Origin of the sequence: Microcoleus sp. C2D2, from assembly GCF_036702495.1 — a bacterium.
Lineage (GTDB): Bacteria > Cyanobacteriota > Cyanobacteriia > Cyanobacteriales > Microcoleaceae > Microcoleus.
In genome coordinates this window covers 38,932-63,937 of the sequence record NZ_JAUBTO010000007.1, presented here as the reverse complement: position 1 = coordinate 63,937, position 25,006 = coordinate 38,932, and the positions used below count along the sequence as shown (strand labels likewise).

The window sequence follows — 25,006 nt, the reverse complement described above, 5'->3', positions numbered from 1 at the left end:
ATTTTTATGTCATTTGCGTCTTATAACATCAAATGATGCTATAAGTGTATATAGGGTTCAGACCCTAAAAAGTCAGAAGCCAGCCCCTTACTCTGGAAGGTTCCGGGCTGGCTCTGGCTCCAACATTCAATGGAGACGAATTCTATGATGACATATAAAGACCGCTTGCACTGTTGGGCGATCGCCCGTTTGTTACCTTCTCAGCAATGGATGATTGTCGCCCGCTTCCGCAGTCGTTCAGATGCAGACGGGCATTTTCAGTTTCTGCGACAAACTATACCTCAGGTTAAGTTTGAGGTTGTGTTCGATTTAAGCGGGGACAGCAACCGTTTATCGGCGTTGGGCCGCTCTGCCAATTCCCTCGCCAGCGGGTTATAAATGGTAATTTTTGAGGCGGTTTCAGTTAACTAAACATTGGCGATCGCACTTTTTTTTGATATGTGCGATCGTCCGTACCCTCTCAGCCAAATCAGAATTTATACTGGGGTGGCTGAGAGACTAAAATTCTCCGAACAGGACTTTATCAACCTTGGGCTGTGGTAAAATTATCGTATCCACAACACTTTCTCGTTACTTAAAAATATGCGATCGAAACTAGAAGGAATTACGCTTCAAGACAGAAATGCTGCAGAAATGGAAATTCGCGATAATCGGCAGCAAATTAATTACGACACCAAACAGTATCCAGTCGAAATACTCGTTCAAAAATATATGGAAGGAATTGACGATGATACTAATAAGTTGTTTATTCCTGACTACCAACGTGAAATGACTTGGGATGAAGCAAGGCAATCAAAGTTTATCGAATCTGTAATTTTGGGGCTACCAATACCTTATCTATTCGTTGCCGATCTCGGTGATGATGAAAATGATGAATCACGTTTAGAGATCGTAGACGGTGCAGAACGCATTCGTACTCTAACCAGATTTGTCAACAACGAATTAACCTTAAGTGGACTGAAAAAATTAGAGCATTTGAATGGATTTAAGTTTAGTGATTTACTCATGCCTCGTCAGAGGCATTTCAATCGAACTACACTTCGGGTAATCCAACTAAGCAAAACTGCAAATGAGGAATTCCGAAGAGATTTATTTGAGCGGCTACAATCATTTTAATAGCAAAGTAAATACATTTGAAAGAGAGCCAAAAATCTCTGGGTATTAGTTTGGGAAATCAAAAATTTGTTGTGTGTATTGAATATGTCTGCGATCGACTGCTAGGATAATCATGGAAACTGTACTCTTCGACTTTAATACACGCGCTAAAGATGTGGATAATTACTTTATTTTTCTGGAGAGCTTGGAAAAACAGACAACGAAGTTAGCTGTATTCGATCCTGCTGGCACATACAAAATACAAAGTCTCGATCCTGAGTTAGCAAAAACCCTGAGAGCTAATGGTTTTTTGTTACTGTATAACTTAGTTGAATCCACTATGCGAAATGCGATTGAAGCCATATTCCAGGAGTTCAAAAATAAAGGAATCTCCTTTGACCGACTAAAACCCAAAATCAAAGTGATTGTCCTCCAAAATCTGAAAAACCGTTCTCCTCAAAAAATTCATTTAACAATCAACCAAATCTCTACAGATATCATCACAGCTACATTTGAGCGCGAGGAACTGTTTTCAGGAAATGTGGATGCTAGGTTGATTAAAGAAATAGCAGAAAAATATGGTTTTTCATATCAAACCGACTTTACTAAGACAAAGAACGGGCAAAATCTTGTAGTTGTTAAAAGCAACAGGAATGATTTGGCGCATGGGATTAAGTCTTTTGAGGAAGTGGGGCAAGATCAGGCTATTGAGGAACTATTAGAAATGAAGGAAGAAGTCGTAGAGTATTTGACGCAAATACTGGAAAATATCAGAGATTATCTTGACAATGAAGAGTATTTGGAGTTACCCGCAGGTACTCCTTAATTTTTATATTTCTAGACTCGCAGGTGTCCAGAAACCGGGTTGTTGCGAGAATACTTCCTACAGCCTGCTGAAACAGCAAAAAACCCGGTTTCTCGCGCCATCAACCTAAAATGACGTAATTACCTTAAAAAACCAGGTTTTTGCGTCCAGGAATACTAACTTACTTCCGCACCATCACAGACTTAATTACAGCATTCGGCTGATACTTGTTAGTCTGATAAAATCCCCCTTGACCGGCCCCGTAAACCCCCGCAAATTGTTTCCCTTCAGCCTTGGGAACAAACATAATCTTTTTAGTGGGTTGCTTGGCAAATACAACCCCTTCTCTCATTTCATTCTCAACATTGTAAGATAAAGTAGCTTTACCGTAAATTGCCTCAGCTTGTTTCAGAGTCATTCCCGGCCCGACGCCCTGAACTGTTTTATAATTAGAATTCTCAGTCATCAAAAGTTCAATGACATCCGCATCTTTCAGCTTTGTACCCGCAGCGTAGATAATCCGATATTGCACTTTTCCCGACAGGCTGACAGCCACAGCATCAAAGTCTACCATAAAAGGAGACTCTACCTTAAACAAAGCCGTGGAACCCAGAGCTTTTTTCAATTCTCCGAAAGTCATCCCCACCTTCGCGGCTCCAATTGTGCGATCGGAAATTGTTAAACTTGCAGCAGGTGTTTTTTGAGCAGCATTGGCGACTTCTCCCAGCGCATTTGTACCCCCAGGCGCAACAGTGGAACCGGGAGTCGAAATAAAAGTGAGGTAACTGCCGATCGGCAGCAAAGCAGCTATCATTGATCCAGACAAAACTTTAACATTCAACGTCAGGAACCTCAGCCTAAAGGCATGAGGCTTGAAAGAGAAATCTGACAAGCCGTTCTGACGGGCCATCGTCTTAACTGACTACGTTTTTTGAGTCACGACACCCTGGAATGCGTAGCTAGTTCCTTGCTCTGTCGCTGAAGGTTAAACACTTCTAAGGTCACTGGGACAGTGCTTTGGGCCTAACAAGCTCTTAAAACAAAGGCGCGTGCTAACTTTACTCCGAAAGGAGATTGAGGCAACCATACCTCGCCGGAGGGGCAACCATACCCCTCCACCCCACAAAAGTTTTAACTCTAATGTAAAGCCGTCCTAAAAGGACGGGGTTTCTAACCCATATTTCTGATGACTAATTCTCCTAGATTTCAAATGCGCCTCTCTACCCGCATCTTTTGGACTATCCTGGGTATCACTTTGCTAGTTTGGATTCTCAGAGGCGTTGGTCTCTTGACATTCATTCCCGGTGGTGTTATTTGGATACTGATTTTGCTTTCTTTTGTTTCGGGTATCCTCACCACTTTACTGCGCCGGTGAGCCGGCTGCCGGCAATTAACAATAGTTATTTGTTAGTTGTTAGTTGTTATTTGTTATTCGTTACATCCTTCCACGCAGATCCTGGGAATACAAATCGGTCTGCTCTGACTCCAATTCCCAATACTTCGGCTACGCGAGCGTACTTCCAATTTCCAATTACCCATTACCCCTTATTTTAGCTTGTTTGATTGCCTTTCCCACGGTCACATTTAACTGAGCGCCGATCAGCATCACCAAAGAAGAAAGATCGAGCCACAGCAGCAACACAATAAAAGTTCCGATCGTGCCGTAAGCCCAACTAAAATTGCCCACGTGCAAAACATAAAACCGAAATAAAGCTGAAAACAGCGCCCACAAAATAGCAGCAAAAACAGCTCCCGACAAAATAGGAATATCTGCTTGACGGCGGCTCGGCCCGTAGCGGTAAATAAAAGCAAAGGCAAGTGATACAATTCCTAAAGAAATCGGCCACCGCCACAGCCGCCAAACACCTAACAGTTGCGACTCCAAAGGGCATTTGTCGGCGAGCAGCAAGCAATTTTGGACATCTTTTAAATCGCAATTGGCGACGGACTCCAGCAGGCAACTCTGCCGTGCAATAGCTTGTACAATTAAGTCGCTGACAAATACTACTCCTGATGCCAGAATCAATAGTATAATTGTGCCGATACTCAGCGCCAGAGAAATAAGTTTGGCTTTCCAAAATGGTCGAGTTCGATCGCTCGGGATTTGATGGATGCGATCGAGTGCAGCCATGGCCGCGCTCATTACTCCAGAAAATGCCCAAATCGCCGCAAGAAAGCTCGCCGAAAACAGCCCTTGATTGCGAGTTAACAGAATTTCTTTGATTAAGCCCCGAATTAAACTCCGCACGTCATCGGGTATAACTTCGCCCAAAAGACGGGCCATTTGATAAAGTGTTGACTGCAAAGGTTCAAACAGAGCGATCGCAGATAAGATAGCCAACAGCCCCGGAAACAGCGCCAGCATAGAATTGTAGGCCATTTCTGCAGATAGCCCCGGCAAGCGCTGCTCTCCCGCCTTGGCGCCGACTTCCTTGAGCGTGCCCCAAGTCAAACACCGACAAAAAAGCCAAAAACCACAAAATTTTCTCTTGAGAGCTCGAAGCAGTCTCAAAAGCGCCTTAAACAAAGCTAAAATCAGGTAGCGCAACCAGTAAAAAATGTTCATAGCGCACAGGAGACGGGGAAGGGGAAAATGGAAAATGGATGCAGGACGATCGCGCAACTGGAAATAACGAGCGTTAATTAATTAAGGCATTACCAATGCGCCATTGTTAATCTAAAATCTAAAATCTAAAATCTAAAATCTAAAATCAATATGGATCAGGATGTCAGACAGTGGTTAGATGAAATCAAGCGGCTGCAACAGCAGTTAACAGAAGTTTCGCGCGATCGAGATGAGGCCGGTGAAAGTGCTGCTCAGTGGCGCCAACTCTACAATACCGAAGCCGAGCAGCGCCGGAATGATGCCAAATTAACTCAGCAAAGCATCGCTTCTCTGCAACGGCAGATAGAGCAATTACAAAGTTTTTCCCCCATTGTGCCCGAAGAGGAGGGTGCTGGAGTGGCTCGGCAGGAGGAAGTCGCACAACTGCAAACAGTAGCCGAACTTAAAGCTAAGTTAGCAGAAGTTCTCCAAGAGCGCGATCGGGCGATCGAACAAGTTAAACAACTTACTCAAGCCCTCAAACAAGAAGAAGCCCGTCACGCCGAGACTAGCAAAAATTTAACTAGCGCTCTCGGAGATGCGGTTGATTTACTCACCAAAGCACAAACTTCTTCCCCTGCAAAGACAGAGACAGTATATTCTTTAGAGATAGTACCTACTCGCACGGAAAATCCTGCCGAAACGGCTCTGGAAATCCGCCAAACTTCCGCCCAAACCGGCAGAACTCCCGCCCCGCTTCCACATTCTAAAAATCAGTTACTCGATCTACCGCCGTTTGGGAATTAGGAATTAAAAATTCAGGAATTGTCGGCATGGCGATTACCATCGGCAGGTGGGATTTAGTCACCGATGGGTTGTTTTTCCTTTTCCTGCAATTAGGCGCCATTAATTTATCCGCTTCTTTATGATTCTCCATCTACAGATAATCTACTAATCGATGTAACTTTACTATAGCAATCCTAAATCATTTGTGAATTTCTTACTCCCTCCCCGAACTCGCGGGGAGGGCTGGGGTGGGGTAAAAAATTTACGACTCCTGCAAGGATTGCTATATATCCCAACCTATAATCCGCATTCAAAATTTTGAGAACGGCCCAAAAATATTCCTCGCGTCGTACCAACCTACAGTCTTTAGATAGAACTTAATCGAGCTACATTCTACTACTATCAACAGCGACTGATAGGCGAGGAAACTTCATGAAGGCAGAGATATCCCTAGTCTGGAAAAAGATGCAGAGCATGATCGACGGCTTTACGATCATGCTGCCTAATATTGTGCTGGCGTTAATTGTCTTTGCAATCTTTTTCTTTTTGGCTCGGGAAATTAAGAGAGTGGTCAGGCGAGTTACCCGCCACCACCGCCAAGCTCGAAATTTGGGGCTGGTGTTAGGACGGTTGGCGCAGGGTATTATCGTTCTAGTTGGCCTGTTTGTTGCTCTTTCGATTGTAATTCCCACATTTAAAGCTGGGGATTTGATTCAATTGCTGGGAATTAGCGGGGTGGCGATTGGTTTTGCCTTTCGCGATATCTTGCAAAACTTCTTAGCCGGTATCCTAATTCTGTTGACGGAACCGTTCCGAATCGATGACCAAATTGTGTTTAAAAACTTTGAGGGAACGGTAGAAAATATTGAGACGCGCGCTACAACAATCCTCACCTATGATGGTCGCCGGATTGTTATTCCAAATGCCGAATTATTTACGAATTCGGTGACAGTGAATACTGCTTTCGATAAACGCCGCACGGAATACGATTTTAGTATTGGTTACGGCGACGATATTGACCGCGCCAAGCAGTTAATGCTGGAAGCACTGTACAGCATAAATGAGGTGTTGAAAGATCCTGCACCCGATGTGCTGGTGCTTGAGCTAGCAGAAAGTACCGTCAAGATCCGCGTTCGGTGGTGGATTTCTCCGCCGCGCCGAATTGACGATATGCGATCGCGCGACAAGGTAATTTGTGCTATTAAAAAAAAGCTTGTGGAAAACGGCATCGATTTGCCTTATCCCACGCGACAAATTTTGTTTCACGACCAAACCGAAGAAACCGATGGCGATCGCTCCCAGCAGCGCGAAGGATGGCCGGCAGGCAAAAGTAAAGTTCCGAAACCTCGTCGTATTGGCCGCTCTTTGCGAAAACTTGCCCCAGGGCGATCGCAAATTGACGACAACGGAAAATCTTAACCGCATCCAAAGTGATGAAATATGCAGGCAAATTCGACCCAACAGCCGATCGTATAACTCAAGAAAAAAAGGGAGAACAGGAGAATCGAATTGCCCATAACTTCTTCCCTGTTCCTTATTTTTACCCGCTCGCGAAGCCCAAAGGTCTTCTTCCCTCGGACTTCTTCTAAAACCCCATCGCCCCAGCTACTGCATCCAAAGTCGGAGCAATGCCGCTTTTAAATAGATTGTTGCTGTGATTAATTGCCGTATCCGGGTCTTTCAAACCGTTACCAGTCAGCACGCAAACCACTGTCGCCCCCGTCGGAACTTGGTCTTTTACCTTCAGCAAACCGGCCACAGAAGCTGCACTCGCCGGTTCGCAGAAAATCCCTTCCTCGGATGCTAACAAACGGTAAGCGTCGAGAATTTCAGCGTCGGTGACGGCAGCAAAACTGCCGCGGCTGGCTTCGGAAGCCGAGATCGCCTGTTTCCAGCTAGCGGGGTTGCCGATCCGAATTGCCGTCGCCAGGGTTTCTGGGTTCGCCACTGCTTGGCCCGTTACCAAAGGCGCAGCCCCGGCTGCTTGAAATCCCATCATCTGCGGCAAGCGCGAACATTTTCTAGCTTGGTGGTATTGACAAAAACCCATCCAGTATGCTGTGATGTTTCCCGCATTTCCCACGGGAATGCAGAGCCAGTCGGGGGCGTCGCCTAAAGCGTCCACCACTTCAAAAGCTCCGGTTTTCTGACCTTCCAAGCGGTAAGGATTGACGGAGTTGACCAATGTCACCGGATAATTGACAGCCATTTCGCGGACAATTTCTAAAGCTCGATCGAAATTTCCGCCAATCGAAATTACTTCCGCACCGTAAAGCAAAGCTTGCGCCAACTTGCCCAAAGCCACGTAACCCTCGGGAATCAACACGAAAGCTCGCATCCCCCCGCGTCGGGCGTAGGCGGCGGCGGCGGCCGAAGTATTGCCGGTACTGGCGCAAATTACTGCTTCGGCACCAGCTTCCTTCGCCTTGGAAATCGCCATTGTCATCCCCCGGTCTTTGAAACTACCAGTGGGGTTGAGGCCGTCGTATTTCACCAGGACGCGCACGTCTCGACCGATGAGAGAGGCGATCGCAGGTGCTGGAATCAGGGGAGTATTGCCCTCTTGGAGAGTGACTACCGGCGTGGTTTCCGTCACCGGCAGGTAGGGGCGATAAGCTTCGATCAAGCCCGGCCAGCCGTAGCGTTTCGGCGAGGCTGCGCGGGCAGCGGAGTTAACAGCAGAGTCAGTAGCAGGTAGAATCAGGGTCACGATGTCAATGGTTTTAGGCAATGGCCGAAGAATTTACACTAATTTTAGCTCGATCGGTTAATTTGATGTTTAATACGATCGGTTCAGGTTAAAGTATCTTAATGGTGTGAGTAAGTAGAAATGTCTACACAATTACTGATGTCAAATAGTTCATCCACTCTTTCGAGACCTCAAACCGAGGCTAGCAATTCCGAAATGGCTAGTTCTTCGGTTCGATCGACCAGTTTTGCCAGCAAAGTAGATTCGGTGAAGTGCCCGTACCAAGCCGATCAGCAAGTTAAGTTCCTGCACCTGCAAGCGGAAATCGACTCCTTGCTGCTGCAAGTGCAAAGCCTCAAACAGCAACGCTCGATCGCTGGCTTGCCGGCTCTCGACCCGATTTCTGGTAGCAGCAACAGCAATTAGCAGACAACAGCCGCTAATGCTAAGTGTGCTACCCCTGTGTTATAAAAACAAAGGTTTGGCTACCCGCAGTATTTTTTGCCAAAAGTGCTAGAAATTCCTAACTGCGGATAGCGATCGCTAGCATTTGCTAAAACGCGTTTGCCTACTGCTCAACTCGTCTGCCACAAGCTGGCAACGAGCTGACATTTTATTGCGCTTTTTTAGGGCGCTAATTTGTTAAGCCATCCTCATGGCATACGGAGAATCGAAATCTATTTATGACAGCATCGATCGAAAAACCACTAAATTTGACATCCGCAAGTGACCCTTCCAACCTGCGCCTCAAAGATATTCTCAAAACCCTGCCGCGGGAAGTATTCGTCAAAAACCCCCGCAAAGCTTGGACAAAAGTCATCGTCAACGTTTTGCTAGTTGCTGTCGGTTACTGGGGCATAGCAGTATCGCCTTGGTATCTACTGCCCCTGATGTGGATTTTCACAGGCACCGGATTAACCGGTTTTTTTGTGCTCGGCCACGACTGCGGTCATCGGTCATTCGCTAACCGCCGCTGGGTTAACGATTTAGTCGGACATCTCGCATTTCTGCCGTTAATTTTCCCGTTTCACGCATGGCGGCACGGGCATAATTACCACCACAAGCACACCAACAAAATGGGTGAGGATAATGCTTGGCAGCCGATGACAGCAGAAGACTACGCTGGCGCGTCCAAGCCTTTACAAATAGCTTATAGTTTAATATTCGGTCGGATGTGGTGGATCGGCTCGATCGCCCACTGGGCAAAAGTACACTTTAAGTGGTGGCGCTTCAAAGGCAAACAGCAACAAGAACAAGTGCGGTTTTCAGTTTTTGTAGTTTTAATCGGTGCTGCGATCGGATTCCCGATTTTAATTGCAACCACAGGCATTTGGGGATTTGTCAAATTTTGGTTAGTGCCCTGGATGGTTTACCATTTCTGGATGAGCACTTTTACGATCGTCCACCACACAGCACCAGACATTTCATTTAAAGAACCCGAAGAATGGAACGAAGTCCAAGCGCAACTATCGGGAACAGTTCACTGCGATTATCCCCGCTGGATAGAGTTTCTGTGCCACGACATTAACGTCCACGTTCCCCACCACCTTTCAACTGCTATTCCCTGGTACAATTTGCGCCTCGCCCACAGCAGCTTAAAGGAAAATTGGCAAGATCATCTCTACGAAACAGAATTTTCTTGGTCTTTAATGAAGCGGATTGCCGACAACTGTCACCTATACGATCCGGCTGGGGGCTATCAGACATTGCAGGAATTTAACGCTCAAACAAAATAGTTTTGAAGCGCGCTCGCTCCCCTAAAAACCCGGTTTGTCAAACACAACCGGGTTTTTCAATATTACAATACGTAGCTTTTGTAAGGTGAGGAATGCGTACCCTAATGTCAATAAGCTGTTGCGGCATTTAAATTGTATGTCAAAAAAAATCAAAGTCTTGTGGGGTGTCCCGCCCGCCCTGAATATACAATTTAAATGCGCGACAGCTTATCACAATCCGTACCATTATTAAATCAGTCATTCCCCATCTAAAATCTAAAATCTAAAATCTAAAATCTAAAATCGAATGACTTTCAATCCCAATAACTGTCGCAACGAAAGCGAAGTAGAAAGCAAACTCATTGTCAGTTATCTGTTGCCAAAGCTGGGATATACCCCCGACTCGTGGCACCAAGAAATCGCATTTGGGAATATTCGTCTAGACTTCCTCTCATTTGCCACCCCAGTTATCCCAATAGTTGTCGATGCAGACTCGCCGATGAGTGTAGTTATGGAGGCTAAACATCCCAAGGAAAATTTAGACCGCCACCTGCGAAAACTCAATCGCTATTTAAAAAGTTTGAGCATCCGCTACGGCCTCATAACTAACGGTAAAGAAATTAGAATTTATGCAAGAAGCGCCGATGAGGTTCAGCTAGTCTTTAAGTGTGCTGGACAAGACGTAGAAACTAGAATTGAGGAAATTATAGCTTTAATTGGCAGAAATAGTTTAAAACCTATAAAAACTCCCGATAAACTTGAACTGGAAGATAATAAAATTAATTTAGTTAGTCCTGAGTTAATTAGCGAAGTCCCAGTACAACCAGACAATTGGGCCACCGCAGAACCTGAGCCAATTCAAATCTCAGAACCGGAAGAAATACCTGAAAATAATCTCGTTAATATTCAAGCTAAATCAGATGTAACCGTTCCCCAAAAAAGGCAAAATACTATGAAAATCATTGCAGTTTACCATAACAAAGGCGGCGTTGGCAAAACTACAACAGTAGTCAATTTAGCTGCCGCGCTGAGCAAAAAAGGTAACAGAGTCTTGGTAATCGACTTAGACAGTCAGGCAAATACAACCTTTGCGACAGGTTTAGTAAAATTTGAGGATGAAGAACAAGATGACTTGAAAGATTGCAACATTCTTCACGTTTTGCAGTCAGAAGATGCTTACTCGATAGGCGAAGTAGCACGCAAGTCAAGTTTTTGCCATCCCGAAATTGATGTGATTCCTTCCCACATAAATTTGATGCACGAAGAAACAGAATTTAATCAACTAGATTACAGCCGAATGATTTTAATTCAGAAACTAGCCGTAGTACAGGATAAATATGATATTGTACTGATCGATACGCCACCATCTTTGAATTTTTACGCCAGAGTTGCCCTGATTACGGCGGATTATTTAATTATTCCTTCTGACTTAAAGCCTTTTGCCAATCAAGGATTGGTTAATGTCAAGGATTTTATCAAAAAAGTTAACGGATTCAGGAAAATAATCGGCAAACAGCCGATCGCAATTTTAGGCGTACTTGCTTGCAAAATCTCCGCTAATGCTAAATTTGTACAGTATAGTTTGCCTAAGCGGAGGGAGACAATTCCCAAACGCTACGGCCTTGAAATCATGGACAGCGTAATTTACGAGAGAGACGATTTAGCAAAGTGTGCAGAACAATTTCAAATCGTGGGAAATATGGAAATCGCCGATCCGATTTCAGTGCTAGACTTTAAACCAGATTCCATCGCCTCCCAAGAATTTGAAATGCTAGCACTTGAAGTTTTAGAAAAAATAGGTAAAAACTAATGAAAAAATTATTTCCGTCACTGGTTGCAGTGAAAAGAATTACATCCGCAGTGCCACGTTCCAATTTTGCAGAGCCTGATTTGGATAAATTAGCGAGACTGATTTTAGAATCAGGAGGATTGATTAATCCGATAATTGTCCGCCGCAACGGTATGGATGCCTACGAGATAGTAGACGGAGATTTTGAATACTACGCGGCGGCAAGAGCAAAGGAAATAGAACCTCTCAAAGGCGAGACAATCGGAGCATTCATCCTGGAAGAAGAAAATGAAGAACTTCTCCTCGAACAACTTGAAATTCTCAGAAAAACCGCAATCATTGAGAATTTAGTTGAGAACCCAGAAACCGGGTTTTTGTACGAAAATACTTCGTCGCAGCCCGCAGATTCAATAAAAAACCCGGTTTCTTTGGTCGAAGTCCCTAATTTAGGTGAAAATGAAACTCCCCAAGAGTCATCTAGTTTAGAACAGCGACTAACAAATATTGAAGCTCAGTTTGCCAGTCAAATTAATCAATTAAAAGCCGAGTACGCCCGCGAACAAAAAGTTTTAGCCCAGAGTATACAAGAACTTGAAAACCGAATCTTACAACAAGTACCTCTGTTAGTTGAAGCTGGGTTAGCAAACAGAATTAATGAGTTGAAATCAGAGTCGCCACCCGAAAAACAAGTGGTGGTAGAGAGGATACCAAAAGTTGAAAACCTAACTTCCGAATCAATGTCGGCGTTGGAAGCACTCAATACTCTAGATAAATCTGGATTCTTGGCGAATTTTAAAGATACTGGCTTGAAGTCTCAGATAATCGACAGAATAATCAAAGAACGAGAGGTGCAGCCGTTTGTGTCATTTACAAGTGCGGTGAAACGTATTGAAGGGTTAACCGACAAAGCAATAATTAAAATAATTGATAAGTGGCACAAATATTCATAACTCGCAATTCCTGTCGCCACTGGCAACTTTGACTCAGTGAGTCTCTACGCCACAAAAAGTAAAGATGAGTAAAGCAGTGGATCATTGGTGTCCCGCAGGCAGTTAAACTCATCACAACCGCTTTTTTTAGGAATTGCAGTAACTTTTGTCGCCCTGGCTGTCACCGCACAGCCAGCCGCACAGGTATAGCAGCAAGGCGATATCTCCCCAGATAACTGAGTTCGATCGCAGACTTGGAATACTGAGGTCAAGAAACCCTTTAACTTACCACAGTCAGGGTAAGGTGTTTGTATCACACCCTACAGTTAGAGTTGTTGGGTTAGTCCTGCAGCACTTAAAACGCAGGCTGTAAAGTGCAAATATACATAAATACCCAAACACCAGATTTTCATGACAAAAGGGGACTTGTAACAAGATGGATCGATCGTCCGATCAAAATCGAATAGTGGAATATTTGCGGATTAAGCCAATTAGTCACAGTCAGATTTATACTTCCCAAATAGCAGTACCAGACCCTCACAGGGGGGAGATTCCCCGCGAACGCCGCGAAGCTATCAGGAGAAGTTTAATCGAGCAAGGCAGCAACTTAATTCCTTTAATTGTGCGCCCCACTGAAGCTTACAGCAATGAAGAAGAATATGAAGTTGTCTGCGGCTCAGATTGGTGTATTCTTGCGAAAGAACTCGGCATCGAGCAAATGTGGGCTTGGGTATTTGAAATGACCGACGAGGAGGTAGCTGTTGCTCAAGCAGAAATGGAACATTTAGCTCCGCAACCGACTCAGAAAACTGCCCAAATTGAGACTCTACTGCAACAATTTGAGCTATCATTTCAAAAAAAAGTAGAAAGTCTAACAAAAGAAATAGAAAAATCTGTTAAAAAAAATGAAGCTCTGCTAAAAAAGCAAGTAAAAGCTCTAACTGACCAGCAGTTTGAGCGTGACCCAATAGAACAGATTAAACGTTTGCTCGAACAAGTTGAAAAAACATTTAATGAAAAGGTAGATAAAATGGCTAATAAAATTGCACAATCGGGCAGCGATAATCCGCCGATATCTGCTGTTATTTCTGAGGTAAATCTAGAAGGTGCGTTGAGACAATTGGATGAACTAGAAAAACTGCTGTCAAGAAAATTAGAAAGCACAGTTCAAACAATTAATCAGTTTGTTTCAGACGCGATAGAAGACGTAGAGAAAGACCTGAAAAATCAAATAGAAACACTCCGCCGCCAACTGGGAGCCGCGGCGGCGCACTCAGAAATACAGCCAGAGGCACAACCGAAAACCCAGTCAAAAACACAGCCTAAGAAGCAGCCGAAGGCCCAGCAAAAACCTCAGCTACCGCAGTTGCAGTTGGAGTTGCCGTTTCCGCCCCCAAAGGAAGACTACGACACTCTTTCGCTGAGGCGATTGAAGGCGATCGGCAAAAACCGGAAAATTCGGGGCTACGCGCGCATGAAACGACCGGAAATTCTGGCGGCTCTCAGGGAAGCTGACGGCAAATAAAGCGGTAATTGCTAATAGTTAAAGACTAATTATATCAATTCCGGCTAATTCATCTGCGTTAATCTGTGTTTATCTGCCCTCATCTGCGGTTAAAAAAAGAGAATTTTGTAACCGCAGATGACAATTGATGGACGCTGATTCACGCAGATAAAGAGAATAGAGCTCGGCAAAAAGCGCGATCGGGCTTTCAGAATAGTCCTCGGCAGAGATATAAAAACCTGTTTCCTCTATTGTAAGCTGGTTTAGGCGATCGCATATCCCGTATGCTGCCGAACATGATACGGATGAAACCCTAAAACTATCTTGTCTTTAGGCACTCCTAATTCTACAAGTTCTGGGGTAATTCCCGTTTCTATACCATCTTGTTGAATCCAGATTTTGCCGTCGATAATTTCCACATGGACGATACAATCGTGAATTCTTTGAGGCCCTTGCCAGCCTTCGTGAATCAGTAAAAAATTGTTTTGTTCCCTGTCAACAATAACGCTGCTTTTAATTTCTCCGTAGAGGTAGGGAATCTGGGCATAACTCTCTAAGATTTTCTGAATAAATCGGCGATATTCATCTAGTCTATCCATCTGACAATTGTCTCCTTTAACGAATCAAAAACAATTAATTTAAATCTCTTTTTTTCTAACAAAAGCTGCCCGATAGGTTCAGAAAAAATTTGTGCATAAACTTCTGCACGGATTGCCAGATATATTATCCGTTCAGGTTCCGAGCGCTCTAGAATATCTTCGTAGACAATATACTGTCCAACAGCTTCTTCTAAGTCATGAACTGGTGAAGCACTCACGAAACTTTTTACTTCTACAGCAATTTTGCGACCTTGCTTTTCGGCAGCAAATAGTTTTTTGGCACCCAAATCGACGTTGAGAGTACGTTTGCCAATTTTTAATGGTAGCGGATCGTTTGTTATCGTCCAGCCGTCTTTTTCTAGAGCTGTTCTGACAGTATTGTGGTAGATGTCTTTTGCTGGCATATTTTAAGCTGAACCATCAAATGTCACCCTAATTATATAATAACACAAAACTTTTTAAAACTGATAGATCGTCAATTCAAACTACTTATTGCCGCGTGTATCGGTGCTTCACCCCAATCGGAAAATACTCCGCATCGCCCGTCTCCGTTAATGTCACCACAGGTAACTGATATTCGGGCGGCACGTAATTAGCAAATTCGCTGTTTAACCGCCGCAATTGCGCGAGAATTGAAGATGCGATCGCCTGCTTCATCTCCTCGTCGCCCTCCACCCCCGCGGCTAATTCCACAACCACGGATAAAAACCGATTTTGCTCCGAATCCTCCCTGACTTGCAGTACAAATTTTCCCGTCACCCATTCCCGAATGGTGGGAACTTCTAAACCTACGGTGACATTTTCCGGGTAAATGTTAGCACCGAAGTAGGAAACGGTAAAGTGCGATCGCCCGAATACATAGACAAAGGGCAAGCAGCGAATTCCTCTGGGGAACTCAGAAACTTTCATACCTGCTGCTTGCTGCAAACGTGCCACAGGGTTAAATCCCCATTCAGCCAAAAAATTGAGCATTGCTTCGTAACAAATTAAACCGCCGTTATCCGAGATGTGATAGCGTATTAGCGGGATGCCGTTGTCGCCAGAAAATAACAGCGTGCCGTCATTATTCACTTCAAAAAAGCGACTTTTCGGATCGTACTGCATCAGCGTTGGCAATCGCGATTCCCCGAATAAATTGCGTGCTGCTTCCGGATTGTTTGCTAAAAAGCGGCGGATGCAAATGCTCAGCGGTGTCTCGTTGCCCAAAACGCCCGCGTCGGCAGTACCGTAAAGGCTCGCCGAGTTGTAATATAGATTGTCAGAATTAGTGCGATCGCTCACCAAACTCCGCCATTCTTCGCTAAACACTTCCCCCGCAAACACCATCTTAATTCGATATTTTTGCCACTCCACACCCCCAGCAATTCCGCTATCAATCACATCTTTGATAAACGGCGGATATCCCAACAAAACTACTTGCTCAAAATGCTCCCCAAGTTCCTGCACAACTCGGAATATTTCAGTCTTATTATTCCCAGGCGTCACAACTGTAACGGGATAACCCTTACTCGCTAGATAGCGGCAGCAATTTGCCGAGTACATTCCGCCTACCCAAGTTCCCAACGCAAAGCAAATGACAGCTAAAGTGCGGCGAGTGTCAGCGTAAAAACTGTCGTGAAATATTTGTTCAAAACGAGCAGCAATTTGTAACTCGTCGCTGATAAAACGCGGCCAAAATGTCGGGTTTCCTGTCGAACCCGATGAAACAGCAATGAAATCGCAAGTTTCTAATTTGCCCTGGGGGCACAACTGAGGTAGCGGGTGACAGCGTAAATAATTCTCTTTGGTAATTAGCGGCAATTTTTGGAAGTCTTCAAGGGTTTGAATTGAGGCGGGATTGATGTTGAGTCCAGCTAGGAAAGTCTGGTAAGCTGGTACTGTGGCAGCGACTTTTTGAAAAAGCGCGATCGCCCCGGATTCGGCAACTCGACTCTGCTGCTGTTGTAATGGTTCCTCAAGCGGCGCCCTCAAAAACTCTTCAAACGCCCCAATTGCTCGCTGACGCTGTTCTGGCTGCATGATTTGCTCCTTAAAATGCGTATTTTGTACCTCGATCGCTAAGCGAGTCAATTAGTAGCGCGGCGCGACCGGATGGCACATTGGGCTGGACACTAAAAATTTGAACACATTTTGAGGTCGATCGAAAAGAGGGCGCAGTCGATAAACTTCAATAGCAGGAAACCGCTTTTTTAACAATAACCGCAGGTCATGACCGAGCAGCCGATCGACTAATAAACACTGACACACTATGTCAAGATTAATTCAGCGATCGTCCAAAACTCCCAGTCTCAGTCAAGCGTGAAAATCTGACGCAGCAAGTTCCATTGACACTCTCAGGGCTTAAGCCACTGAGATTCTGCGGACAAAGCAGCTTTAGGTAACACCCAAAGTTTTACTCTCGCTACGGTGGTCAAACACCGTCTACACAGTCGGTCAAGTTTTACACCTAACTTACTGGCTACTTTTCTTAAAATGTTGGCAGCCCCGTTTATATCTGCATTGATTACAGTTCCATCAGCAGAGCGATACAGTCCACGTTTAATTCGTTTTCCAGATGCTTTCCACTCAGGCGGTTTTTCACCGTACCTGGGTAGGGAGTCTCCATCAAGAAAACTACTTTTGGACGTATATGCTTCTTCTGTTTCGGTGAACTTAATGCCGTGCAAGTTGCACAGTTGGCTCAAGCGATCTTTCAACTTTCCTAGTGGCATTTGAACAAACTTTTGATTGTTCAGTTTACCCATATCGACCTTATTAGACTTAAAGCCTTGGTTCCATCCAATTACCAGATTGCCGATACCGTGTTTCAAACAATGGTCAACAATTAGCTTCGCAGCTTTATTGATGCCATCGCGCATCTGGTGATTGCGCTTGCGGGTTACGCGGTCTAGCCAACTATCCCAGTAACCTGCGGGCTTTCCTTCCTTTCTAGTTGCTACTTTCTTGTTCCAAAGCTGATTCATCGCTTTCATGGCGCGAGCATCAATCAAGAAGGAATTTCCGAGCGTATCAACGCAAGCTGCCAAATTATCAGCAGTTCCCAAATCGATTGACAATGCTTGGCTGCGATCTAAATCATGCTGCTGACATTCTACTTCGTAAGACATTTCTAAGTAGAAAGCACCGTTCTTAGGAAGGATTGTGAACTCTTTAACCTTTGAGCAATCAATGTTTGACGGCATGGGCAAAAAGAATTCAGAAATCCCAAACCAGCGCCGTACAGTTAAACCCAAGGAAAATCTCAACTGGTTGTCGATAATAGCTGGCTTTAATCCACCAGAATTTGGGTAGGCAACTTTAAACAATTTAGAACCTGTTAAGTAGCTCGGAGGCTGAGGTCTAAAATGTAATTGACCTTCATTGTATAAGACTTTCAGCTCTTTGAAACTCTTAAACGCTTCCGTTACCGACATCAAAGTTTGCTGCATGGGTGTTGAAGGCAACGACTTAGCAACCATCGACTTAGAAATTGACGGTTCAAAAGATAAATCAAACTTCCCCGTCAGCAACCTTCCAGTCTTGAAAAAACTTTGGCGAGCAAAATAGACAGCGCTGTTGTACAACTTACCAGATTGCCGACAAAGGTAATTTAATACTGCTTCAACTTCTTTAGTGGGAGACAGCAATACTTGCTGTACTCCCATCGTTTTTTTGACCTTAGCCACCTCTTTTTTCGGTAAATTAATTGATTTATTTAGTTTAGGTGGATATAGTAAATAAGTCAAGCTATAACAACAAAACTTTATGTTATTATCACCTGAACCAAGTGGTATATTTCGTTAGTGGTTAAGCTTTTTGAAGATAGTTTTAATTATTATTTGAGAACCCACATCCTAAAACTAAAATAGCTGCCGTCCTTATGGACGAGCGGCTATTTTGTTACTACCGCAGGTAATATTAGTAGTTGAGTTGTGAAGAAATACATAGAAGATCCGCATCATTTGATCGACTAAGAAAGAACACGGGGACTGAAGTCCCCCGAGTCGCTTACCTCTCAGGACTAAAGTCACGCTCGTTTCCCGCATCCCGTATAATTTTTTATGAACAATCCCATCTACCCCGGCATAACTCTCAACAATCACTACCGCATCGTCCGCGAATTGGGACACGGAGGCTTCGGACGCACCTACCTAGCAGAAGACGCCCACCGATTTAACGAACCCTGCGTTTTAAAAGAATTTGCGCCCCAAGTACACGGAAGTTACGCTTTACAAAAATCCGAGGAACTGTTCGAGCGGGAAGCGGGAGTCCTCTACAAGCTGCAACACAATCAAATCCCGCGCTTCCGCGAACTCTTCCGCGTCAGTATCAGCGATCGAGGCTACCTATTTCTCGTCCAAGACTACGTGCCCGGTCAAACCTACCGCTTTCTGCTCGACGCCCGCAAGCGTCAGGGTTTGCGGTTCATAGAAGCAGAAATCAATCAACTGCTGATCCAGATTTTGCCCGTGCTCGAATACATTCACTCTCTAGGAGTGCTTCACCGCGACATCTCCCCGGACAACCTGATTCTGCGGCTGTCTGACGGAATGCCAGTGCTCATCGACTTCGGCGGAGTAAAACAAGTCGCCGCCACCGTAGAGTCTCTTTTCGCTGAGGCTAACGGCACTCCCGCCCCCGCGACACGCATCGGCAAGCTCGGCTACGCTCCCGTCGAACAGATGCAGATGGGCATCGTCTATCCCCACAGCGATTTGTACGCCCTGGCGGCCACGGTTTTAGTGTTGCTGACGGGGAAGGAACCGCATCAGTTGCTCGACAGCCAGACGCTGCATTGGAACTGGCGGGCGGAATGTTCTCTGTCTCCGAATTTGTCCCTGGTGCTGGATAAAATGCTTGCTCAACAGCCGAGCCAGCGTTACTCCTCGGCTCGCGAGGTAATGCTCGCTCTCTCGGGGAATCCGCCTTTACAGCCACCTTTGCCGCCAGCCCCGGATTTTGGGCCCGCGCAGCCGCCGGATCTCTCGCCTATACCCGTGCCGGCCCCCGCGCCAAAACTGCCGGGAACTCCGGTGCGAGTTGCTGTTATTGGCAATCAGCAAAAGATGCCTGCTTGGAAAATGGTTTTGTTTGTGGTGGCGGTGCTCTCAAGTATGGGGGGAATTGGCTGGTTGGCGGGCAATTCTTTGTTAAATCTGCAATCAAAAGTGCAGAAAGGTTCCCAGCCTCCAAGCCCGAAGCAGCAGCAAGAAGATGCTTTGCAAGCTCGCTTTGTAAAGCTCAAAATTGACGATCGATTCTATAACGGTTACGTCAACCTTGTGGACGAGACTTTCTATGCCAAATACCCCGAATTGGGCGGACGGCTGTTAAAAGAAGGCGATGACGATCGCCAGTGGCGCGAAAGGTGGCAGAAAATCGGCGACGAGTTGCTCGACAAGCTGGAAAACCTCAGCAGCGACGCTAGAGCGCGGTTGGGTACTTACGACACCACCGATCTCGATCGCTCGAAAACGGAGGTTAACAAGCTGAATTTGAGCAGCCGGGCTTTGTACGATTTGGCTGATGCTAAATTCTTTTATTGGTTTCCAGAACAGCCGCGCGATCGCAATCTCATTGGTTTGCCGATCGGACAAATTTGGCAAGCAATTACCGCTGACGCCCTCGCATCTTTGCAAGCTGGAGCAACTGTCGAGAGCGTTGAATTTAACCGCCGATCGAACAGCAAAAGCCTCACAGGCAATCTCAAACCCGGAGAAGGGAAAGCTTACATTGCCCGGTTCGCTCAAAATCAAACTTTGCGCGTGAATTTGCAAGCACCGCGCCAATCTACTCTACTGTCAATTTATACTCCGGGGCGGACAAAGGGCGCGCGAGCGTTGCTGGAAGATGCAGAGGGGCTTAGTTGGTCTGGATTGCTGGATGATGCTGGTTATTATGAATTCGTGGTAGTTTCTCAAGCATCTGAGCCGATCGCTTACGAGTTGAAGCTGACGGCCGAATAACTGCTATTGACCGAAAGCATCCAGGATACAAGCCCCCGGATTCATCCGTCCAGAAATAAAAAACCTGTATCCGATGAAACTTGCCCCCCGAATTTATCCCTGGGGTCAATGCTTCAATCTAAAATCTAAAATCTAAAATCTAAAATCGATTGACGCTTTCTATCCACCCGAGCAATAATAAGGTAATACCGATCGGGTAAGTTATCCTGTTCAAACAAAGAATATGCTGAGATTCGCGATCGTAGCTTTAGTGACTTTTGGATTAGTATTAGTGACTGCACTAGGTTTACATCCGGCCAATGCGACAGTCAGCACTCCCGAATTTTATGCTTGGAACTTTGCCTCTGTAGGCAGTAGCGAGCTTGTTTGTAAAAAGACGGTGGTAGTTCCGCAAGACCAGATAATTCCGTCATCATCAATGCAGGCTGTCAGTATCACTTCTACAATTGTAGATTCCAAGTTTTGCGCGAATTCCACTAAGCCTGTGAATTAAGGCACATCATAATATGATGTCCGGTTATACAACCATAATTAAGTTCTCCGTCAGTCGATTGTAGATTTGAGATTTGAGATTTGAGATTTGAGATTGACTTCACAGATGAATCTGGCAGCGCGAACAAGAGTCTAAAATTTTGCTCTCTCCAGGACTGTTGTCCTTCGCAAGTATCCGTTTTTGGACGGAAGCAGGAGGCAGCGTCCTGATGCATCCATCGACAGAAAACAAAAGTCCTAACTACAAACACTGGCTAATTATGAGCAATTAACCGGACATCAAATAAGAGATTGCCTGAGTGATTAGCGCCATCGACGCAGTGACAGTGTTGGTGGCATTTTTTTATGAGAAACCACGGTTAATTTGTAATAAAAGTTTATCAAACGAGTCTCGCGCCGCAGTTTTCGGCTCTTGAAAGATCTCGAAATGTTCCTACTTTTGGCAGTTCTTTTATTGTGACTTAAGAACAGACGGGAAATATTCAGCCATTTGGCTAATCATTTATTGGCTAATTGGCCGAATTACTAATTCTCTAGTTTGAGTATGCTAGAGTTAGTCAGTTTCAGATATATAGTGCGATCTGTTATCTAATTATCATGCTCAAAATTTTGGTGATTGAAGACGACGAATTAATTCGGGAAACTCTTCTGCAACTCCTGGAATCTCACAACTACCGGGTCATTGCAGCCGAGAACGGTCGAGTTGGAGTGCAGATGGCACTTTCGGAGATACCTGATTTAATTTTGTGCGATGTGCAGATGCCGGAACTAGACGGTTATGACGTGTTGCGGACTCTGCGGCAAAACTCGCTAGCTGCAACAATTCCATTTATTTTCCTCACGGCTCAAAGTGACAAAACCGATTTTCGTCGGGGGATGGAATTGGGGGCCGACGATTACCTGACAAAGCCGTTTACCAAGGCTGAATTGCTAGGAGCCATTGCTTCTCGCGTCTTGAAACGGCAAACTATTACTCAACCGCTGACCGTTGCGCTTCGCCAAGCAGAAGCCAGACTCAAAGATTTAGTTAACGACTCGACCAAGGTTACAAGCCTCTCTCCTGAAAAGTTTGCTCTCGAAGCTTTGCTGCGCCACGCTTTGGCACAAGGTGAGTTTCAGGTATATTATCAGCCACAGGTGAATATTGCGAACGGCCAAGTTATCGGCGCCGAAGCTTTAGTGCGCTGGCAAAATCCCGATCGAGGTATAATTTCTCCCGGAGAATTTATTCCCTTAGCAGAAGAAACAGGTTTAATTATTCAGATTGGCGAGTGGGTACTGCTTTCAGCTTGCGCTCAAGCCGCTAGTTGGCTGGCGGCGGGGTTTTCGCCTTTTAGAATATCAGTAAATTTGTCTGCCCGGCAGTTGTCCGACCCGGAACTCAAGGCGCGAATCGTGCAAATATTGGAAACTACCGGCTTGGAGCCTACTAATTTAGAATTAGAAATGACCGAAAGCGCGTTGGTGGAAAATGCGACAGTAGCAGGCGCTACTTTAAACGAACTTAAAGCTCTAGGAATTCGGATTGCTATTGACGACTTCGGCACCGGTTACGCTACTTTAGGATATCTCAAGCAATTTGCTTTTGACAGTTTAAAGATCGATCGAATTTTCGTCCGTAATGCCAACGAAGATACTCAAAATGCTGCTATTACTACAGCAGTAATTTTACTGGGTCACAGTTTGAGTATGACAGTAATTGCTGAGGGAGTGGAAACAGAAGCAGAACTAGATTTTTTGAAACAACATCAGTGCGATATCATGCAGGGATATCTGTTCAGCCGCCCCGAACCAGCACCGATAATTGAAAGTATGTTGATTGCCGACCCGCGTTTGTTCGCGCAGCCCCCAGCAGCAGCACCTGCTCGCGTTGTCCCTTTTGTACCTGAGTCCGAACCCGAAAAATCTAAAAACCTTTCCATGTCTGGTCTAGGAATAGTGTAAGTGTCACCAAAATTTCTGTATAATAGAAAAATATTCTTTCTTTTACCTTCTATTTACTGCAGAAAAGTTGACGTTATATCATAAAAAGTTGTAGCTTTTTTGGAGAGATGAATAAAAGAAGGAAATTTTAGCCCAACATTCCTTAACTTCTTCCCATTTTATGCGATCGGCGCCCGTAATTGGACTATTTGAGGAATTGTGGCGTCTTGAAATTGCGAGCTTTTATCAACTTGCAGCAGGTAAACTCATTGAAGTTCCTACTTTGGGAGCCGCAGTTTCAAGAACTGTCCAACTGGATTTGGTGCAAGCCTCTCATGGAAAGAATATTAGTAGTTGACGACGAAGCAGACTGTCAAACAGTCTTAGCAATGTATTTGGAAAGTCAAGGATATCGGGTTGAATGCGCTAATTCAGGGGTTGAGGCGCTCTCGATTTTTGAAAATGCCCCCCCAGATTTGGTAATTTCAGATGTCATGATGCCGGAAATGGACGGGTTTGAGTTTTGTCGCCGTTTACGCACTACCCGTTTGGGACAGTTGGTGCCGTTTATATTTTTGTCAGGTCAAGGCGAGATAGAGTCAAAAGTTGAAGGTCACTCGATCGGCGCTGATGATTATCTGGTAAAACCTTTTCAGTCTGAAGAAATGTTAGCTAAGGTGAAGGCGCAGTTAGAGCGCTCTCACCGCATTCACGCCGAGATTGTACGACTGCTTCAAACTTCTACCGTTAGGGCGGTGGAGCCAAAAGCTATGGCAGTATTGCCAGCACCTGCACCTTTGCCTTTAACACCAGCCGAGGAAAGAGTTTTTTGGGAAGTTATTCAGGGTTATACTAACAAACAAATTAGCGATCGGCTGTTTATTAGCCCCCGGACTGTGCAAGCTCATTTAGGCAGCATTTTCAGCAAATTACAGCTAGAAAATCGAGCCCAGCTTGTGAGATTTGCCCTAGAAAAGGGATACAAACCACCGCAAACTTAGCTCGAATCTCAACCTAGGGTGCGCCAGCCAGTCAGTCAGTCAGTCGATTTTAGATTTTAGATTTTAGATTTTAGAGATTTACTCCACAGATTAATCTGGGAGCTTGAACTAGGACCTAAAATTTTTATCTTTCCACGACAGTCGATTTTAGATTTGAGATTTTAGATTTACTCCACAGATTAATCTGGGAGCTTGAACAAGACTCTAAAATTTTTATCTTTCCACGACAGAATTACGTGGCACGGTATCCGTTTCTGGGCGGGGTCAAAAACTCCCGTAGCTGCCAAATTAATCGCGGCTGACGCACTCAGCAGGCAGATTATTCCAAATTCAAAACGCAATCAGGAAAACTAGTGATGACACAAACCCCCGGCCCCAAATTCGTACCCCGAAAGTTGGCACGTTCAAAATCAGCCTGCCGCACGTTATTAGCCGCATCGATATTTGTACCGCTCAATTGAGCGTTAGGAAGCCTGGTATTTGACAGAATAGCATTCTGCAAATTAGTATCGCGTATGTCAGCGAAAGACATATCCGCCCCGCTCAAATTCGCACGAGTCAAATTAACTCTAAACAGCAGCGAGCGCCTCAAATCCGCATTCGACAAATTAACTTGCAGCAGATAAGCTTCGCCCAGATTCGCATTAAAAAGTTTAGCACCGCGCAAATCAGCATTCGTCAGATTCGCTCGCCCCAAAAAAGCATTAGACAAATTCGCATTCCGCAGATTAGCACTGTCCAAGTCAGCACCGTACATCTCGGCGTTGACTAAATTAGCATTAGACAAATTAGCATCACTTAAATCCGCTTCCAACAAATTAGCTTCATAGAGATTTGCTCCGCTTAAATCGGCTCCTCTTAAATTCGCTCTGTACAAGCTAGCCTTAAACAAATCAGCATTTCTCAAATCACAGCCCTCGCACTCATTAGCTTCCAGCAATTGCCTGACATGATCTGGATTTTGAGCTTTAACGGGAGCTGCAAGCCAAAACAAAGCTAAACTTGCCGTTACAGTTGCCAAGATTTTAAGTTTCACAAACAAACCTCACTGCTACTTCGGATTAATTATACTAGCAAACTGTAGACTTTAAACCCATATCCTTCTCTCTTTTCTCTTCCTCTGCGTTCTCTGCGCCCTCTGCGGTAAATCTTCAAAAAAATGATTCGCAGCCAAAGATTTAGACCTGCT

At 45.0% G+C, this 25,006-nt stretch carries 22 protein-coding genes and 1 pseudogene; 15 read left to right on the top strand and 8 right to left on the bottom strand.

All coding sequences use genetic code 11. The features are described 5' to 3' along the window. Positions 1–144 precede the first annotated feature (144 nt). The 3 genes from QUB61_RS04285 (at position 145) to QUB61_RS04275 (ending at position 1,921) form a co-directional block, all read left to right on the top strand. Entirely contained in the window at positions 145–378 is a 234-nt protein-coding gene (locus tag QUB61_RS04285) for a hypothetical protein (RefSeq protein ID WP_333124345.1), read from the top strand. Positions 379–582: 204 nt separating this feature from the next. Continuing rightward, positions 583–1,116: a DUF262 domain-containing protein gene (locus tag QUB61_RS04280; RefSeq protein WP_333124341.1), complete on the top strand. Its 534-nt coding sequence runs from the start codon at positions 583–585 to the stop codon at positions 1,114–1,116. 112 nt (positions 1,117–1,228) lie between these two features. Next, the gene (locus tag QUB61_RS04275; protein WP_333124338.1) at positions 1,229–1,921 is read left to right on the top strand and encodes an MAE_28990/MAE_18760 family HEPN-like nuclease; all 693 of its coding nucleotides are present in this window, start codon (positions 1,229–1,231) and stop codon (positions 1,919–1,921) included. 160 nt (positions 1,922–2,081) lie between these two features. Here the strand turns inward: QUB61_RS04275 and QUB61_RS04270 are convergent, their stop codons facing one another. Together QUB61_RS04270 and QUB61_RS04265 are read right to left on the bottom strand one after the other, a co-directional pair. Beyond that, the gene (locus tag QUB61_RS04270; protein WP_333124336.1) at positions 2,082–2,741 is read right to left on the bottom strand and encodes a hypothetical protein; all 660 of its coding nucleotides are present in this window, start codon (positions 2,739–2,741) and stop codon (positions 2,082–2,084) included. A gap of 690 nt (positions 2,742–3,431) precedes the next feature. Continuing rightward, positions 3,432–4,466: a YihY/virulence factor BrkB family protein gene (locus tag QUB61_RS04265; protein WP_333124333.1), complete on the bottom strand. Its 1,035-nt coding sequence runs from the start codon at positions 4,464–4,466 to the stop codon at positions 3,432–3,434. A 150-nt stretch (positions 4,467–4,616) separates the two neighbouring features. Here QUB61_RS04265 and QUB61_RS04260 point away from each other — a divergent pair, with 150 nt between their 5' ends. Together QUB61_RS04260 and QUB61_RS04255 are read left to right on the top strand one after the other, a co-directional pair. Next, positions 4,617–5,252, top strand: coding sequence for a hypothetical protein (locus QUB61_RS04260; RefSeq protein WP_333124330.1), 636 nt, complete (start codon positions 4,617–4,619; stop codon positions 5,250–5,252). 411 nt (positions 5,253–5,663) lie between these two features. Beyond that, entirely contained in the window at positions 5,664–6,650 is a 987-nt protein-coding gene (locus tag QUB61_RS04255) for a mechanosensitive ion channel family protein (protein ID WP_333124326.1), read from the top strand. 166 nt (positions 6,651–6,816) lie between these two features. On the opposite strand, the gene thrC is transcribed toward QUB61_RS04255, so the two are convergent. After that, positions 6,817–7,941 carry a threonine synthase gene (gene thrC, locus QUB61_RS04250; protein WP_333124490.1) on the bottom strand — a complete coding sequence of 375 codons (1,125 nt, stop codon included), beginning with the start codon at positions 7,939–7,941 and terminating at the stop codon, positions 6,817–6,819. 120 nt (positions 7,942–8,061) lie between these two features. Between thrC and QUB61_RS04245 the strand changes: the two genes are divergently transcribed. The 5 genes from QUB61_RS04245 to QUB61_RS04225 all read left to right on the top strand — a co-directional run bounded on the left by QUB61_RS04245 (position 8,062) and on the right by QUB61_RS04225 (position 13,878). Further along, on the top strand, positions 8,062–8,346 hold the full coding sequence (locus QUB61_RS04245; protein ID WP_333124323.1) for a hypothetical protein: 285 nt from the start codon (positions 8,062–8,064) through the stop codon (positions 8,344–8,346). A 257-nt stretch (positions 8,347–8,603) separates the two neighbouring features. Next, positions 8,604–9,656, top strand: a complete 1,053-nt coding sequence (locus QUB61_RS04240; RefSeq protein WP_333124320.1) for a fatty acid desaturase — start codon at positions 8,604–8,606, stop codon at positions 9,654–9,656. A 286-nt stretch (positions 9,657–9,942) separates the two neighbouring features. Next, the gene (locus QUB61_RS04235) at positions 9,943–11,445 is read left to right on the top strand and encodes an AAA family ATPase (protein WP_333124318.1); all 1,503 of its coding nucleotides are present in this window, start codon (positions 9,943–9,945) and stop codon (positions 11,443–11,445) included. Then, positions 11,445–12,374, top strand: coding sequence for a ParB N-terminal domain-containing protein (locus QUB61_RS04230; protein WP_333124316.1), 930 nt, complete (start codon positions 11,445–11,447; stop codon positions 12,372–12,374). The genes QUB61_RS04235 and QUB61_RS04230 overlap by 1 nt, the downstream gene beginning before the upstream one ends. 415 nt (positions 12,375–12,789) lie before the next feature. Continuing rightward, entirely contained in the window at positions 12,790–13,878 is a 1,089-nt protein-coding gene (locus QUB61_RS04225; protein WP_333124312.1) for a Rho termination factor (modular protein), read from the top strand. Positions 13,879–14,120: 242 nt separating this feature from the next. Here QUB61_RS04225 and QUB61_RS04220 read toward each other — a convergent pair whose 3' ends face one another. From QUB61_RS04220 to QUB61_RS04205, 4 genes are all read right to left on the bottom strand, one after another. Continuing rightward, positions 14,121–14,456: a XisI protein gene (locus QUB61_RS04220; protein WP_333124309.1), complete on the bottom strand. Its 336-nt coding sequence runs from the start codon at positions 14,454–14,456 to the stop codon at positions 14,121–14,123. Next, entirely contained in the window at positions 14,444–14,860 is a 417-nt protein-coding gene (locus tag QUB61_RS04215) for an element excision factor XisH family protein (RefSeq protein WP_333124307.1), read from the bottom strand. The genes QUB61_RS04220 and QUB61_RS04215 overlap by 13 nt, the downstream gene beginning before the upstream one ends. 85 nt (positions 14,861–14,945) lie before the next feature. Further along, positions 14,946–16,475 carry a phenylacetate--CoA ligase family protein gene (locus tag QUB61_RS04210; RefSeq protein WP_333124305.1) on the bottom strand — a complete coding sequence of 510 codons (1,530 nt, stop codon included), beginning with the start codon at positions 16,473–16,475 and terminating at the stop codon, positions 14,946–14,948. Between the two features lie 314 nt (positions 16,476–16,789). Next, positions 16,790–18,121: a transposase gene (locus QUB61_RS04205; protein ID WP_333124302.1), complete on the bottom strand. Its 1,332-nt coding sequence runs from the start codon at positions 18,119–18,121 to the stop codon at positions 16,790–16,792. Positions 18,122–18,235: 114 nt separating this feature from the next. On the opposite strand from QUB61_RS04205, the pseudogene QUB61_RS39755 reads away from it, so the two are divergent. The 5 genes and pseudogenes from QUB61_RS39755 to QUB61_RS04180 form a co-directional block, all read left to right on the top strand. Then, positions 18,236–18,364, top strand: a pseudogene (locus QUB61_RS39755) (IS200/IS605 family transposase); the annotation flags it as partial. A gap of 132 nt (positions 18,365–18,496) precedes the next feature. Beyond that, positions 18,497–20,401 carry a serine/threonine-protein kinase gene (locus tag QUB61_RS04195; protein WP_333124299.1) on the top strand — a complete coding sequence of 635 codons (1,905 nt, stop codon included), beginning with the start codon at positions 18,497–18,499 and terminating at the stop codon, positions 20,399–20,401. A 223-nt stretch (positions 20,402–20,624) separates the two neighbouring features. Beyond that, positions 20,625–20,894 carry a hypothetical protein gene (locus QUB61_RS04190; protein ID WP_333124296.1) on the top strand — a complete coding sequence of 90 codons (270 nt, stop codon included), beginning with the start codon at positions 20,625–20,627 and terminating at the stop codon, positions 20,892–20,894. Between the two features lie 596 nt (positions 20,895–21,490). Beyond that, positions 21,491–22,837 carry an EAL domain-containing response regulator gene (locus QUB61_RS04185; RefSeq protein WP_333124293.1) on the top strand — a complete coding sequence of 449 codons (1,347 nt, stop codon included), beginning with the start codon at positions 21,491–21,493 and terminating at the stop codon, positions 22,835–22,837. Between the two features lie 314 nt (positions 22,838–23,151). Continuing rightward, positions 23,152–23,817 (top strand): response regulator, encoded by a 666-nt coding sequence (locus tag QUB61_RS04180; protein WP_333124487.1) that lies wholly within the window; start codon positions 23,152–23,154, stop codon positions 23,815–23,817. Positions 23,818–24,136: 319 nt separating this feature from the next. On the opposite strand, the gene QUB61_RS04175 is transcribed toward QUB61_RS04180, so the two are convergent. After that, positions 24,137–24,853, bottom strand: coding sequence for a pentapeptide repeat-containing protein (locus QUB61_RS04175; RefSeq protein WP_333124292.1), 717 nt, complete (start codon positions 24,851–24,853; stop codon positions 24,137–24,139). Positions 24,854–25,006: the final 153 nt, after the last annotated feature.